Raw genomic sequence first — 15,302 nt, forward strand, 5'->3', positions numbered from 1 at the left:
CTTATTTTTAATATTGATATTTTGCTGTTCAAATCTGAAATGCCAGAATTTGAATAATAAAAAATTCTATGCCGAAATAAAGCACGGGTGTATTGCAACAACAAATAGAGCCATCGATGTCTATACATTTTTTGTGCTGGAATTTAAAAATAATAAAATATATCCATCGTATCTCGTCATATCATCCAAACAGCAGATTGTAGAAGACCCTGTTAATTATAAATTTGAAAATAAAATACTATATCTTGCAAAACCATTAGAGCTTGAAGAAGGTCTGGTATCAGTTTTAACTTACGTCAATGGAAATCTGGTATCCAAAAAGAAACAAAATGAAGCACAATATGTTTTTAAACCTTCTTTAGACCATTATTTTAAAAGAAATAAATGAAAAAAATAATATATCTGGTCCTTTTAACGTTCGCAGCCTCATTGTACTCTCAGACTGCAAAAGAAATTATAGACAAAAATATAGAACTGTCGGGAGGATTAACGAATTGGAAACTCTTGAATTCAGTATTGCTGCAGGGCAAAGTGATCCTGGGAGTCAAAGATGAATACCCTATAAAAATTTACCAGCAGCGTCCCAATCTTACCAAAACAGTGATCAGCATCAGTGGAAAGGAAACGGCAATTGAAGGCTTTGACGGAACCAAAGGATATGCAATGAATTATGCAGCCAACAAACTTCAGGTGTACCCTGAATATGTACCTGAAAGCTTTGATAATGATTTCATTGACTGGGAAAACAAAGGTTTTGATGCCAGATACCTGGGAAAAGAAAAAGTAGGCGAAATCTACTGCCACAAAGTAGAGCTTACCAAAAATGTAAATAAAAACATCTATTATTTTGATGTGAAAAGCTATATGCTTTTAAAAGAAGTCAAAAAGGATGAAACATTGGTGTATGCCGATTACAAGAAAGTAGGAAACCTTTCAATGCCCTTTAGGATTGAATCTTCAAGTACTAAAAAGGATGGCGATTTCGTTATGATCTTAAACCGGATAGACGCTAATAAAGTTTTCCCGGCCAATACATTTAAATTTTAATCAATAGAGAGATAATGCCTGTTTAAAGCATTCGGGGATTATATTTTGAAAATAATTGCGGCAAAACCGCCAACCAAAATTTATAAGAATGAAAAAGATTTTCTTATTGCTGCTTTCTTTTGTGGCATTTTTACAGAACTGTACCAACCAGAAAAGTGAGATTTCTCAATCTAAAACCAAAGAACTTATGGGAAAAACAATATATGATTTCAAAGTTGAAAGCCTGGATGGCAAAGAGATCAATTTTGCAGATTTTAAAGGAAAAAAGATCCTTATTGTCAATACGGCATCAGAATGTGGATTCACACCGCAGTATGCAGATCTGGAAAAAGTGTATGAAGAATACAAGGACAAACTGGTTATTGTAGGATTTCCTGCCAATAATTTCGGAGGTCAGGAGCCCGGAACCAATACCGAGATAGGTGCTTTCTGCCAGAAAAATTATGGAGTAACATTTCCTTTGGCGGCTAAAGTTTCTGTAAAAGGCGATGATACAGCTCCAATATTTAAATATTTAACGGAAAAAGATTTAAACGGGGTAAAAAATACTACTATCCTTTGGAATTTTACGAAATTCTTAATTGATGAAAACGGAAAACTGATCGATACCTTCGTAAGTACTACAAAACCTACGGATGAAGCGATTACCAAGTATTTGAAATAAAATCAAAAATATATTTTTAAAAAAGTGGGTAATTATTACCCACTTTTTTTATTGGTATTAAAAATATAACCTACAATTATTATATTAAATTATGAGCCAGGGAAAATTCATACCAGAAGAATCAACAGATTATTATTTCTTTTCTGTAAATTATTGGGGATATTTCTTTGTTGTGGAATTATATTTTTAATAACCCTATTTGTATTTTTAAAAAGAAACAAAAAATAATTAAACTGAATTAATTGTATTACTCATTACTTTTCTCCGCAAAACAGAATATATTCCCCAGCTTGATACTGGAATAGCCATTACTTTTTATCTTGGAAGAATTGATCATCGCTTTAGCTAAAACCTCTGTAGGCAAAGGTTTCTGACTTTCCAGAAGTCCCAGCTTATTGGCAAATTTTATAATCCTGCTGCCCAGAACTTCCCCTGTTCTTTCAGAGTCTTTTCTTTCCAGCATTCCCGGTTTAAAAATTGTGATCTTATTGAAGTGAAGCTGCTTCACAGCCTCTTCCAACTCACCTTTCATTTTAGAATAGAAAATTTTAGATGCGGGATTGGCTCCATAAGCTGAAACCAGCACATAATCTTCCACGTCATTTTCCTTCGCTGCTTTGGCAAATTCATACTGATAATCGAAATCCACTTTTCTTTGAGCTTCCTTACTTCCGGCATCTTTCAGTGTTGTTCCCAAACATGAAAATGCAATGTCGCCCTTCACTTTATCTTTCCATTCTTCAGGCTTTTCAAAATTGACTACATGAACTTTCAGCCTGTCATTCTGTATATCCACAGGTTTTCTTACAAAGATATCGACTTCCTCAAACTCCTTGTCGTTAAGCAGTTGCTTCACCAGATCTTTTCCTGTAGCGCCCGTCGCGCCAATTACCAAAGCTTTCATAATAGTTGTGATTTGTGTGGATCGTATTTTCTTTCTTAAATTTACTAAATTTGAATTAAAGTTTAGTGTTTAAAGAAGGAAAAGATATTTCCTTCAATATATATACATTATTCAAAAATCACTTATTGCCAATTACTTATTACTTATAAAGATATGGATGCCAACGAAATTTTAGACTACTGTCTTGCCAAAAAAGGAGTTACAGAAACTTTTCCCTTTGATAACGAAACCCTTGTGATGAAAGTAGGAACGAAAATGTTTTTATTAATAGGACTTGAAAGGCAGCCGTTGGGGATCAACGTAAAGACCGATCCTGAATGGAGTGCAGAACTCCGCGAACAGCATCCACAGATCACAGGCGCGTTTCATATGAACAAAACCCATTGGAATTCCGTATTGCTGGAAGGCTTAAAAAGAGACCTGATCTTTAAATTAATAGACCATTCTTATGAATTGGTGTTTAATTCATTAACAAAGAAAGCGAAAGAAGAAATTGTAAATAGCTAGAATTGAAACTCCCGGGTCAGTCTTTTATCTTCATCCAATCGTTCGATCAGTTTTTCAAGACCTTCAAATTTGATTTCGTCATGAAGAAAGCCCCTGAACTTCACCGTGATCTTTTCATCATAAATATCGCCTTCAAAATCAAGGATATAAACTTCAACGGTTAGTTTTTCTCCGTTCACGGTAGGATTCGTACCGATGCTAAGCATTCCTTTATACTGTCTGCCTTTCACTTCGGTTTCTACAATATAAGCACCCTTTTTAGGAAGAAGTTTAATAGATTCGGTTTCAATATTGGCTGTAGGATAACCAATTGTTCTTCCAATTTTTTTACCGTGAACAACGGTTCCGGAAACAGAGTAGGAGTAACCAAGCATTTCATTGGCTTCCTTGATATTGCCTGCCAGAAGAGCATTGCGTACTTTGGTGGAGCTGATATTGTTTTCGTGGATATTGATGGCTTCCATCTGTTCAACAACAAAATCCAATTCTTTTGAAAGTTCCTGAAGCAGCTCAAAATTTCCGCTTTTATTTTTTCCGAATGAATGGTCGTAGCCTATAATAAGGTATTTTACGTTCAGTTTATCAATCAGGATCTGGCGTACAAACTCTTCCCCCGTAAGGTTTCTGAATTCTTCATCAAATTCTTTCAGGAATAAATGATGAATGCCGTATTTTTCCATCAACTGTTTCTTTTCATCCAGCGTATTGAGAAGCTTGAGATCTTCATTCGGGTTAAAAACAAAACGCGGATGTGGCCAGAAAGTAAGTATCGCTGTTTCCAGATTATTCTCTGAACCTGCATTAATCAGCTCATCGATGATACTTTTGTGCCCGAGATGTACTCCGTCAAACATTCCTAAAGATAATGCTAAAGGCTTTTGAGAGGAATAATCTTTAAAATTCTTGAAAACTTTCAAAACGGAAAAATTTGACTGCAAATATAGAAATAATGTAACAATATAACAATGTAATAGTATAACAATAAAATTGCCTATTATACTGAGTTATTATTGGTAAATCGCTATATTGTTATATAGCTGCATTTTTTAAAAAAGTATGATAAAAATCTTTTTTTTACCAATTGTAGGTTTATGAAGAATCATTATATTTGCACCAAGAAAAAATTTAGCAATGGCAAACCAAATTAAAGGTAAAATTTCTCAAATTATTGGTCCGGTAATCGACGTTGTCTTCACAGATGTGGAAGCAATTCCAAGTATTTATGACGCGTTAGAAATTACAAAAGGAAACGGTGAAAAAGTAGTCTTGGAAGTAGAGCAGCATATTGGTGAAGATACAGTAAGATGTATCGCAATGGATGCTACAGACGGTCTTCAGAGAGGGCAGGAAGTAATCGGATACGGAAATCCTATTACAATGCCAATTGGTGAAGCTGTAAACGGAAGACTATTCAACGTTGTTGGGGATGCTATCGACGGACTTCAAAATATTTCTAAAGAAGGTGGTCTGCCAATTCACAGACCAGCTCCAAAATTTGATCAACTTTCAACTTCTGCAGAAGTTTTATTTACAGGTATCAAAGTAATCGACCTTATCGAGCCTTACGCAAAAGGAGGTAAGATCGGATTGTTCGGTGGTGCAGGTGTAGGTAAAACAGTATTGATCCAGGAGTTGATTAACAATATTGCAAAAGGACACGGAGGTCTTTCAGTTTTTGCCGGAGTAGGTGAAAGAACGAGAGAAGGAAATGACCTTTTGAGAGAGATGCTTGAATCAGGAATTATCAAATATGGTGATGATTTCATGCACTCTATGGAAAACGGAGGTTGGGATCTTTCTAAAGTAGACATGGAAGCTATGAAAGAATCTAAAGCTGCATTCGTTTTCGGACAGATGAACGAGCCGCCGGGTGCAAGAGCTAGAGTAGCCCTTTCCGGTCTTACATTAGCTGAGTACTACAGAGACGGTGGTGAAAGCGGACAAGGTAGAGACGTACTTTTCTTCGTAGATAACATCTTCCGTTTTACACAGGCTGGTTCTGAGGTGTCTGCACTTCTTGGCCGTATGCCTTCAGCGGTAGGTTACCAACCGACTCTTGCTTCTGAGATGGGAGCGATGCAGGAAAGAATTACTTCCACTAAAAACGGTTCAATTACTTCAGTACAGGCGGTTTACGTACCTGCGGATGACTTAACTGACCCGGCTCCTGCAACAACGTTTGCCCACCTGGATGCCACTACGGTACTGGACAGAAAAATTGCTTCATTAGGTATTTATCCAGCAGTAGATCCATTGGCTTCTACGTCAAGAATCCTTGCTCCGGAAATTATCGGTGCTGAACATTATGACTGTGCCCAGAGAGTAAAAGAAATTCTTCAGAGATACAAAGCGCTTCAGGATATCATCGCAATTCTTGGTATGGAAGAACTTTCTGAAGAAGATAAATTGGTAGTTTACCGTGCCAGAAAAGTTCAGAGATTCTTATCTCAGCCTTTCCACGTAGCAGAACAGTTTACAGGTATTCCGGGATCATTGGTAGATATCAAGGATACTATCAAAGGATTCAACATGATCATGGATGGTGAATTAGACCATTTACCGGAAGCTGCTTTCAACCTGAAAGGAACTATCGAAGAAGCTATTGAGGCTGGACAAAAAATGTTAGCTGAAAACGCATAACTAGATAAATAGAATAAAGAAAAAAGAGTAAAGACACTGTCTCTTTCTTTTTTCTTTTCTCTTTTCTCTTTAATCTAAGAAATATGAATATAAAAATTTTAACACCAGAATACGTAATTTTTGAAGGAGAAGTAGACTCTGTATTGTTGCCGGGAAAAGGTGGTGAATTCCACATTATGAAAAACCACGCAGCAATTGTTTCTTCTTTGATCGGCGGTAAAGTAAAGCTTTTCACAACTTCAGTTGGGGAACCGTATGCTAAAAACTTTACCAAAGAAAATGAGAAAGACTCTGTTTTTTCTTATCCTATCAAAAGCGGTGTTGTAGAATTTAATCATGATAAAGGAATCATCCTTTGTGAATAATTAAATGAAAAGCTAAATATATTTTCAAGAAAGTGTAACTTTGGTTACACTTTTTTTATGTTGTGTAAAAGTCTGATTGTATGAAGAAAAGCATAATCATATTCTTTACCCTTCTGGGAATCCTTTGTAATGCCCAGGGCTTCAAAACCAAAAGAGGTATCATAAGTCTCGAAGGTGTTCATGTTGCCAAGATCTCCAACAAATCCAGTGTCTATACATTCATGGATCTGAATGATACTCCGATATATACTATAGAGTTTGTAGATAAAAGTATAGTAGACTCTGTAAGAGACAGTTATATAAAGTTGAACAGGGTGTACAACCGTGAGAAAACAATAGAGATGGACTATATTTCCCCGTCAGCATTTTCCGGAGAAGAGAAATCTGCGGTATATACTTCCATAAAAGGGTTGAAGATCATAGATAACAAAGGAATTAATATAAAGAACCTGGACGAAATTTTCAAAAACGTCCCGAAAAGGAAGCTGGATACCAAAACTAAAGATGCCTATACCACCCGGAGTAAAATTGATAAAATGAATATTGAGGTCAATAAGGTAGGAGAGATCATAAGTAACGGCGTTCCTGTTGGATACTTTACCAACCTTCCCGTAAGTTTCGGTTCTGAAGATACCATTACAGACAAAACTTTTGTAGATATCGAAATATATGATGCTAAAAGTAAATACATTGGGAAATATATTACGACCACCAAGCAGATTAAAACAGCCAACGGAAAAGTTTTTACCATCTACAGAGAAATGTCCGGCAGGGCTTCATTATTAAAATTTCCGACCTATAAAGCTATTGCGGAACGAATGGCAATTTTGGATCCTAATTTTATTAAAGTTCAGGAAAAAATAATTGTGGGTGATGTGGTGAAAGACAGTGCCGGAAAATAAAAATTATTGAGTTTAGATAAAGTTATAAATCCTGAAGATTTAATTTTCTGGATTTTTTATTAATACATTTTAAAAATTACAGACTGAGTATCACTCCGTTTTCCTTAAGCTGCTGAATAGGTTTTGAAAACCAGAATAATTCAAAATCTTCAAAATTTTCTTCAAATTGATTCTTAAGCTGCTGGGCTGTAACTTTTTTCGGGTTTTCTATAGAATTTTCTTTCAGTACATTCATCAGCCATTCTGCTTTATCCTGCTCCAGATCTATCTTTACAATATTGGTTTTTAAGTGGAATGTAAGGAGTGTATACGGGCCAGAGTATTTTTTTTTATTTTTTAAGCGATTCTCAGCGATTACGTTTTTGGTTAAAAAAACAACCTTGGAATTACCTTTAAAGCCGAATTGTGCATCATCCAGAAGACAGTCATGAATATAATCAGGATGAATGGTAGTTCGCGGAATTTTAAAATCAAACCATTTCTGAAGCGGAAATTCAAAATTGATTCCGTGCATATAATTGAAAAGAGATTTTTTTAAACCAAAGCTGAATTGACTGTGATCGATTCCGGTTTTGTCTTTAAAATCAATATCGTTGTTGGCAAACAGAATTTCTTCCTTCACAGGAATCACTCCGAATTCTTCAGGATTAATTCCGACAGGCGAATGTGCCGTCATAGCAAACTGGTGCCAGAAAGCACTTTGCAGAATTCCCATTTCAAACATCTGTCTTACCATTTCCAAAGAGTCCACGGTTTCCTGGATAGTCTGGGTTGGGTAGCCATACATCAGATAAGCGTGAACCATAATTCCTGCTTCGGTGAAGTTTCTTGTTACTCTGGCAACCTGGTCTACGGAAACCCCTTTGTCTATCAATTGTAACAACCGGTCGCTGGCCACTTCAAGTCCTCCGGAAACCGCAACACATCCGGAAAGTTTTAGGAGGTAGCATAAATCGCGGGTGAAACTTTTTTCAAACCGGATATTGGTCCACCAGGTAACGACCAGGTTTCTGCGGAGAATTTCCAGTGCGACTTCCCGCATCAAGGCCGGGGGCGCAGCTTCATCCACAAAATGAAATCCTGTCTCACCGGTTGTTCTGATGAGCTCTTCCATTCTGTCGACCAGGATTTTGGCAGAAACAGGTTCATAAATTTTAATATAGTCTAAAGAAATGTCACAGAATGTACATTTCCCCCAATAACAGCCGTGAGCCATTGTCAGTTTGTTCCATCTTCCGTCACTCCATAAACTGTGCATCGGATTGGCAATTTCAATCACCGAAATATATTGATCCAGTTTTAAATCCGTATAATCCGGTGTGCCGATATCTGCCTGTTTATAATCGTGTCTTTTAGAATTATTTTTATAAGTAACTTCTTGGTTTTCGATTAAGAATGTTCTCTTATAATCTGCAGTTTCTACTGAAGTATTCAAACTTTCGTAAAGAAGCTCAAGAGGAAGTTCACCGTCATCAAGAGTGATAAAATCAAAGAATTCAAAAACCCTTTTGTCCTTTACTTCCCGTAATTCCGTATTGGGAAACCCTCCACCCATTGCAGTTTTGATGTGAGGATAATTTTTTTTAATGAACTGAGCACATCTGAAACCGGCATATAAATTTCCGGGAAAAGGAATTGAAAAGCAGACCAGTTTTGGCTGGACCAATTCTAAATTTTCCTGAAGAATTTTCAGGGTAAAACTGTCAATAAAGGTTTGATTATCTGATAGTTTTGAATACAGTTCATCAAAAGAATTCGCGCTTTTTCCAAGACGTTCCGCATATCTGCTGAATCCGAAATCCGAATCAACATTTTCTATGATATAATCTGAAATATCCTCTAAATATAGGGTGGCCAGATGTTTAGCTTTATCCTGGAGTCCCATATTTCCGAATGCAAAATCCATATCATCCAGCTGGTTGAAACGGGAGGCTTCAGGGAGAAAGTTCATGCTGCAGATCTGCCTCGCCAGGGTGGGATTTTTCCCCTGTAAAAAGGGAATCACCTGATCTATTGTTTTTAAATACTCCTCTCTTAGTGCATAGATTCGTTGTGAATTTTCAGATATTTCCTGGAGATTTACTTTTGTATTGAAAATTTTCTCAATTCCGGTTTTCGAGAATAACTCCAAAATAACATCAAGCCCCAGGTCAATCTGGTAGCTGGAAATTTTTTTGGTATTCAGAAAGCCTTTTATATAAGCTGTTGCCGGATAGGGAGTATTGAGCTGGGTAAAAGGTGGAGTAATGAGAAGAAGATCTTTCAAAAGTAATTTTTTGCAAATTTATGGGTTTAAATGGAAAAGAAAGAAAGTTTTCGAATGATTTAAGAAATTAAAATTTAAGATTTTTTAATTGGTGTATACTTGAAAAGTGCAGTTTAAAAAGTTTGTTTAATCTTTTGCCACGAATACACAAATATTATTTTTGTAAGCATTAAAAAAATTAGTGCATTCGTGGCAAAAGATTGAACAAAAAAACCGCTAGAAAATCCTAACGGTTCTTATTATATTTAAATGAAAATCGAAAAATGCTATTATTGAAAAGAATCAAAATGGTTTTAATTCTGTGTTTGAAACACAACTGAGCCACAAAATGAAGATTAGAAAATTAACTACTGAATTGTACCCGATAATAAGTTTTTAATCAGATGCAGTTTAAAAAGTTTGTTTAATCTTTTGCCACGAATACTCAAATATTATTTTTGTAAGCGCTAAAAAAAATTCGTGCATTCGTGGCAAAACGCTGAACAAAAAAACCGCTAGAAAATTCTAACGGTTCTATTATATTTAATTGAAAATCGAAATTACATTTGCTTGTACTCGATATTCATTTGTTTTTCCATTTCTGCATATACACCTGAAACTAATTTTTCTTTGATGCCTTCAAAAGCTGCCAAAGTTTCATTAATTTCCGAATCAGTGTGTGAAGCCGTCGGGATTAATCTTAACAGGATCATACCTTTAGGAATCACCGGGTATACCACAACTGATGTGAATACACCGTAATTTTCTCTTAAATCTTTCGCTAAAAGGGTAGCTTCAATCGTAGTTCCCTCTATGAAAACAGGTGTAACGCAAGTATTGGTATTTCCAAGGTTGAAACCTCTTTCCTTCAGACCATTTTGAAGCTTGCTTACATTTTCCCATAATTTAGCTTTAATTTCGGGACGGGTTCTTAGAAGCTCCAGTCTTTTTAAACCTCCGATTACCATTGGCATTGTTAAAGATTTCGCAAAGATCTGAGAACGAAGATTGTATTTTAAGAACCGGATGATAGTTTCATCTCCTGAAAGAAATGCTCCGAAACCTGCCATAGATTTCGCGAAAGTAGAGAAATATACATCAATCTGATCCTGACAGCCCTGCTCTTCACCTGCTCCGGCACCGGTTTTACCCAAAGTTCCGAAACCATGTGCATCATCTACCAAAAGTCTGAAATTGAATTTTGATTTTAAGTCACAGATTTCTTTCAGTTTCCCCTGCATTCCTCTCATTCCGAAAACACCTTCGGTAATCACTAAAATTCCACCTCCGTTTTCTTCTGCTACTTTGGTTGCTCTGGCTAAGTTTTTTTCTAAACTTGCAATGTCATTATGTTTGAAAGTAAAACTTTTTCCCATGTGAAGACGAACTCCGTCTACAATACACGCATGAGAATCGGCATCATATACAATTACGTCATGTCTCGTAACCAATGCATCAATAGCTGAAACCATTCCCTGATAACCGAAATTCAGTAAATAAGCAGCTCCTTTCTGAGTAAATTCTGCCAATTCTTTTTCCAGCTGCTGATGCTGCTGGGTTTCACCGGACATGGCTCTTGCACCCATCGGATAAAACATTCCGAATTCCGCAGCGGCTTTTGCATCGGCTTCCAGAACTTCCGGATGGTTGCAAAGCCCTAAATAATCGTTTGCACTCCAGAAAATTACATCTTTACCTTGAAATTTCATTCTTGGGCCAATTGGACCTTCCAGTTTTGGGAAAACAAAATACCCTTCAGCATAATCAGCGAATTGTCCCAATGGACCTGGATTTTGTTTGATGCGGTCAAAAATATCTAACATTTTGTATAGTAATTTTTAAGTGAAAAAGTCTTTTCTGCAAAACACAAAAGACTTTATTTGTATCGTGATTTATTTATTTCTACTTGATAAATTCAGTTTTGAAAACTTCATCGTAGTTATGTACGCAGTTATTTACAAAACCCTGTTCGGCCATCCATTTGTCGCTGTATACCTTAGTAATATACCGTGATCCGTGGTCAGGATAGATCAGGACAACAATGTCATCCTTGGTTAGTTCATGGGACTGTGCATACTGGATCAGCGCCTGAGTTACGGCTCCTGTGGTATATCCTCCCATGATAGCTTCTTTAAGGGCTATTTCACGGGTTCTGTAGGCAGACATTTCATCATTTACTCTTACAAACTCATCTACCTTGTCAAAAAGCAGGGCAGAAGGGATTAAATTTTTTCCCATTCCTTCAATCTGATAAGGATGAACATCTTCTTTATGGATCTCACCTGTTTCATGATAGCTCTTCAGGATAGAGCCGTCAGCATCCACACCGATAATCTTGATATCCGGGTTTTTCTCTTTTAAGAATTTACCCGAACCGGACAATGTTCCACCCGTTCCAGTGCAGGCAAAAAGGTGGGTAACCTTACCTTGTGTCTGCTCCCAAATTTCAGGACCGGTAGTCTGGTAATGCGCATCAATATTCAATTCATTAAAATATTGATTGATGTAAACTGAATTGGGTGTTTCTGAAGCTATTCTTTTAGCTACTTCATAATAAGATCTCGGGTCATCTGCAGCCACGTTGGCAGGACAAATGTATACCGTAGCCCCTAACGCCTTCAAATAGGCAATTTTTTCGGACTTCGTTTTGTCGCTTACCGCCAGAATACATTTATATCCCTTAATAATACAAACCATTGCTATAGAAAATCCGGTATTTCCTGAAGTAGTTTCTACAACTACAGAATCTTCCTTTAATAAACCTTTTTGTTCAGCATTTTCTATAATATGAAGTGCTATTCTATCTTTTGTGGAATGTCCAGGATTATATGATTCTAACTTGGCATAAACGGTTGCAGGAATATCTTTTGTAACAGTATTAAGCTTCACCATAGGAGTATTTCCTATTAGGCCAAGAATATTATCGTAAACATTACTCATTATTTGTTATTTTCAATAAAAATCTGACCGCAAAAATACAAAAAAATAAATAATTACTAAACTTTTGTTTGATTTCAAGCCAGCGATTCAGCAAAATTTATTTTCTGATTTGCAATCTTAGCTGAAGTACAATCGCAAATACTACGCCAAATTTTTTAAATTTTGTTAAAAACACCACAGAATGGTATAAAAGCCTTATTTTCGCGTAATTGATTTAATACTATGAAAAATTGGACTTTTAGGCAATGGAACACCGTTTTGGGATGGGTGATTTTCGTCATTGCATTTTTCACGTACTTATCGACTATAGAACCTAATTTCAGTTTCTGGGATTGCGGTGAGTACATTTCCTCTGCTGTAAAACTTGAAGTAACGCACGCTCCCGGAGCCGCCTTGTTTCAGATTGTGGGTGCCGTGGCAGCCATTTTTGCTTTAGGAAAAGGTGAAAACTATTCTATCGTAATCAATGCAATGTCTGCATTGTTCAGTGCGTTAACGATTTTATTTCTGTTCTGGACGATTACCCATTTTGTCAGAAGACTTTTGAATAAAGACTTTGATGAAATTACAAAGCACCAGGAAATCTCCATTCTCTTTGCAGGAGCTGTAGGAGCGCTATGCTTTACATTCTCAGATACATTCTGGTTTTCTGCGGTAGAAGGGGAAGTATACTCTATGGCTTCCATGTTTATTGCGCTTCTTGTCTGGCTGATCACCAAATGGGAAAACGAATACCTGGCGAAAGACAGCGAAAGGTGGATCATCCTTATTTTCTTCGTATTAGGACTTTCTGTTGGAGTACACATGATGGGGATGCTTGCAGTACCGGCCGTATGTCTGGTATATTATGCAAGAAACTACAAATTTACCTGGAAAAATTTTATCTGGGCCAACGCAATTACGCTGGGAATCCTGATTATTGTTTTCAAAATTATTTTCCCATTGATCATGACGATGTTCGGAAGACTGGAAATATTCTTTGTGAACGGACTTGGACTTCCTTTCCACTCCGGAACCATAGTCGCATTTATTTTAATGACTGTAGCATCTTTCCTTATTATTAAATATGCCAGAAGAGCTAAGAAAAATATATACCAGACTGCTGCATTATCGGTAGTTTATATGATCATCGGTTTTTCATGCTGGATGGTGATTCCCATCAGAGCAAATGCGAATCCTCCGATGAACCTGAACGATCCTGACACAGCTATTGGTATGCTGGATTATTATAACAGGGAGCAATACGGTGACTGGCCAACCATTTACGGCCAAAACTATACCGCCTTCCTTGATGCGAACGGAATTGAAAAGAATGAAGACGGAAGCTTCAAGACCAAAAAAACCGGTGAGATTTACGAAAAGGATGAAAAAACCGGAACATACAGAAAAACAGGGGACAGGTTCAATTATACATTCAGCCAGTCTCAGATCAGCTTAATGCCTAGAATGTTTAATGAAGACAAAGACGTTATGGCCAACTACATTTCCATGTACGGTGCTCCTGATTTTACCTTTAATTATGCTAACAAAGATGTGGCAGACAATCCTCAAGCCAAACAGATCTTTGATGAACTGAGAGGGAAGTATGAAGACAAAACCATTACGGCAGCAGACTACCTGAAAGTTAAACCTTACAACCTGATCAATGTTCAGAAGCCTTCTCTTGCCCAGAATATGGATTATTTCATTACGTTTCAGAATGGATATTACTTCGTAAGATATCTGATGTGGAACTTCGTGGGAAGACAGAACGACCTTGAAGGAAATATGGAAAACACAAAAGGAAACTGGATCTCCGGGATTCCTTTTATAGACAATGCTTTACTTGGAAACCAGGATAAAATGCCGGCGAAATTCAAGAATGAAAGTACGGTAAAATTCTTCTTTTTACCATTGATTTTAGGACTGATCGGTTTCTTTTTCCAGTTGAACAGGGACTTTGGAAGGTTCTATGCGCTGCTTTCATTATTTGTTTTAACAAGTGTCGGAATTATCTTCTATACGGGGGTGAAACCTTTCGAGCCGAGAGAAAGAGACTATGCGATGGTAGGTTCCTTCTATGCATTTGCAATCTGGATAGGAATGGGAGCTGGAGCTATTTTATGGTTCGTGCAGTCTAAAATAAAATCCAATGGAGCTAATATTGCTTTAGGGGTGATTTTGTTGGGAGTACCTTTTATGATGGGCTTCCAGAACTATAATGTCCATGACAGAAGCAACAGGTATACAGCTTACGATTATGCCTATTCCGTATTAAAATCACTTCCGAAGAACGATATTTTATTCGTTTACGGAGATAATGATACGTATCCTGTATGGGCCATCCAGGAGACTGAAAGATTCAGAGATGATGTGAAGGTGGTTAATTTTACCCTTGCCTCAACTCCATGGAATTTAGATCAGGTAAAAAGAAAAACATATAATGCAGCGGGAATTCCGAGCGAGCTTACTCACGAGGACTACAGGGATGGAGTCAACGACCAGATCTATATGATGAAAAAAGAAGACTGGGAAGGCGTTTTCTCTATGTTGAAAGAACAGGGTGTTCCTGATACCCAGTTCGGGGCATTCAGAAAATATCTTACACAGGATTCACTGACATTAAAAGAAGCTGTTAATTTCATTAAATTCAAGTCTCCTGAAAAAGATGAGCTTTTGAAAATGTATTTCGGAGAAGAGAAGTTTGAAAAGTACAATATCCTTCCGGTAAACAAATTCATTCTTCCGGTAAACAAGGAAAATGCTTTAAAAGCAGGGATCATCACGCAGGCAGACCTTCCTAATGTAGTGAACCAGATCATGATCACCTACAAAGGAAACACCCTTTATAAAAATAACCTGATCATGCTGGATATGCTTGCGAATTTCGACTGGAAACGTCCTATCAACTTCTCATCAGGAGGAATCTACGACAGCGAAAACATCTTTTATCTTGATGAATACCTTCAGTTCGACGGATTCAGCTACAGGCTGGTCCCTATCCATACCGTTCAGAACGCAGATGGAGATATGGGAAGAGTAGATACCCATTCTTTATATAATGTTGTAAAAAACTTCAGATGGGGGAATTTTAAAGACTTAAATACTC

The 15,302-nt window shown here is 36.9% G+C and carries 13 protein-coding genes; 8 read left to right on the forward strand and 5 right to left on the reverse strand.

Going from position 1 to position 15,302, the window contains the following annotated elements; translation table 11 throughout:
• The first annotated feature begins 49 nt into the window (after positions 1-49).
• From IX38_RS16560 to IX38_RS16570, 3 genes are all read left to right on the forward strand, one after another.
• Complete coding sequence (locus tag IX38_RS16560) at positions 50-388, forward strand: hypothetical protein (RefSeq protein ID WP_131368697.1); 339 nt, start codon at positions 50-52, stop codon at positions 386-388.
• Entirely contained in the window at positions 385-1,047 is a 663-nt protein-coding gene (locus IX38_RS16565; RefSeq protein WP_034706841.1) for a hypothetical protein, read from the forward strand. The genes IX38_RS16560 and IX38_RS16565 overlap by 4 nt, the downstream gene beginning before the upstream one ends.
• An 88-nt stretch (positions 1,048-1,135) precedes the next feature.
• A complete protein-coding gene (locus IX38_RS16570) occupies positions 1,136-1,711 on the forward strand; it encodes a glutathione peroxidase (RefSeq protein WP_034706842.1) in 576 nt (191 codons plus the stop codon).
• Between the two features lie 247 nt (positions 1,712-1,958).
• Here the strand turns inward: IX38_RS16570 and IX38_RS16575 are convergent, their stop codons facing one another.
• Positions 1,959-2,615, reverse strand: coding sequence for an NAD(P)H-binding protein (locus IX38_RS16575; protein WP_034706844.1), 657 nt, complete (start codon positions 2,613-2,615; stop codon positions 1,959-1,961).
• A 153-nt stretch (positions 2,616-2,768) separates the two neighbouring features.
• Between IX38_RS16575 and IX38_RS16580 the strand changes: the two genes are divergently transcribed.
• Entirely contained in the window at positions 2,769-3,122 is a 354-nt protein-coding gene (locus tag IX38_RS16580; RefSeq protein WP_034706845.1) for an MmcQ/YjbR family DNA-binding protein, read from the forward strand.
• Here the strand turns inward: IX38_RS16580 and IX38_RS16585 are convergent.
• A complete protein-coding gene (locus IX38_RS16585) occupies positions 3,119-4,039 on the reverse strand; it encodes a bifunctional riboflavin kinase/FAD synthetase (RefSeq protein WP_034706846.1) in 921 nt (306 codons plus the stop codon). The two genes, IX38_RS16580 and IX38_RS16585, sit on opposite strands and share 4 nt — an antisense overlap.
• A gap of 214 nt (positions 4,040-4,253) precedes the next feature.
• Here IX38_RS16585 and atpD point away from each other — a divergent pair, with 214 nt between their 5' ends.
• From atpD to IX38_RS16600, 3 genes are all read left to right on the forward strand, one after another.
• Positions 4,254-5,762: a F0F1 ATP synthase subunit beta gene (atpD, locus tag IX38_RS16590; RefSeq protein ID WP_034706847.1), complete on the forward strand. Its 1,509-nt coding sequence runs from the start codon at positions 4,254-4,256 to the stop codon at positions 5,760-5,762.
• Positions 5,763-5,845: 83 nt separating this feature from the next.
• Positions 5,846-6,127 (forward strand): FoF1 ATP synthase subunit delta/epsilon, encoded by a 282-nt coding sequence (locus tag IX38_RS16595; RefSeq protein ID WP_034706848.1) that lies wholly within the window; start codon positions 5,846-5,848, stop codon positions 6,125-6,127.
• Positions 6,128-6,207: 80 nt separating this feature from the next.
• A complete protein-coding gene (locus tag IX38_RS16600; RefSeq protein WP_034706850.1) occupies positions 6,208-7,029 on the forward strand; it encodes a hypothetical protein in 822 nt (273 codons plus the stop codon).
• A 76-nt stretch (positions 7,030-7,105) separates the two neighbouring features.
• Here IX38_RS16600 and IX38_RS16605 read toward each other — a convergent pair whose 3' ends face one another.
• The 3 genes from IX38_RS16605 to IX38_RS16615 all read right to left on the reverse strand — a co-directional run bounded on the left by IX38_RS16605 (position 7,106) and on the right by IX38_RS16615 (position 12,214).
• Positions 7,106-9,295 (reverse strand): B12-binding domain-containing radical SAM protein, encoded by a 2,190-nt coding sequence (locus IX38_RS16605; protein ID WP_034706852.1) that lies wholly within the window; start codon positions 9,293-9,295, stop codon positions 7,106-7,108.
• Positions 9,296-9,834: 539 nt separating this feature from the next.
• Positions 9,835-11,097: an aminotransferase class I/II-fold pyridoxal phosphate-dependent enzyme gene (locus tag IX38_RS16610; RefSeq protein WP_034706854.1), complete on the reverse strand. Its 1,263-nt coding sequence runs from the start codon at positions 11,095-11,097 to the stop codon at positions 9,835-9,837.
• 79 nt (positions 11,098-11,176) lie between these two features.
• Positions 11,177-12,214, reverse strand: a complete 1,038-nt coding sequence (locus IX38_RS16615) for a PLP-dependent cysteine synthase family protein (protein ID WP_034706855.1) — start codon at positions 12,212-12,214, stop codon at positions 11,177-11,179.
• Positions 12,215-12,436: 222 nt separating this feature from the next.
• Here IX38_RS16615 and IX38_RS16620 point away from each other — a divergent pair.
• A partial coding sequence (locus IX38_RS16620; protein WP_034706857.1) for a glycosyltransferase family 117 protein occupies positions 12,437-15,302 on the forward strand: 2,866 nt, incomplete at its 3' end.

The organism is Chryseobacterium luteum (genome assembly GCF_000737785.1).
Classification (GTDB): domain Bacteria; phylum Bacteroidota; class Bacteroidia; order Flavobacteriales; family Weeksellaceae; genus Chryseobacterium; species Chryseobacterium luteum.

Coding starts and splice junctions, on each gene's coding strand:
- IX38_RS16580 (WP_034706845.1), top strand. CDS start 2,769: ATGGATGCCAACGAAATTTTAGACTACTGTCTTGCCAAAAAAGGAGTT.
- IX38_RS16595 (WP_034706848.1), top strand. CDS start 5,846: ATGAATATAAAAATTTTAACACCAGAATACGTAATTTTTGAAGGAGAA.
- IX38_RS16565 (WP_034706841.1), top strand. CDS start 385: ATGAAAAAAATAATATATCTGGTCCTTTTAACGTTCGCAGCCTCATTG.
- IX38_RS16570 (WP_034706842.1), top strand. CDS start 1,136: ATGAAAAAGATTTTCTTATTGCTGCTTTCTTTTGTGGCATTTTTACAG.
- IX38_RS16575 (WP_034706844.1), bottom strand. CDS start 2,615: ATGAAAGCTTTGGTAATTGGCGCGACGGGCGCTACAGGAAAAGATCTG.
- IX38_RS16610 (WP_034706854.1), bottom strand. CDS start 11,097: ATGTTAGATATTTTTGACCGCATCAAACAAAATCCAGGTCCATTGGGA.
- IX38_RS16615 (WP_034706855.1), bottom strand. CDS start 12,214: ATGAGTAATGTTTACGATAATATTCTTGGCCTAATAGGAAATACTCCT.
- atpD (WP_034706847.1), top strand. CDS start 4,254: ATGGCAAACCAAATTAAAGGTAAAATTTCTCAAATTATTGGTCCGGTA.
- IX38_RS16600 (WP_034706850.1), top strand. CDS start 6,208: ATGAAGAAAAGCATAATCATATTCTTTACCCTTCTGGGAATCCTTTGT.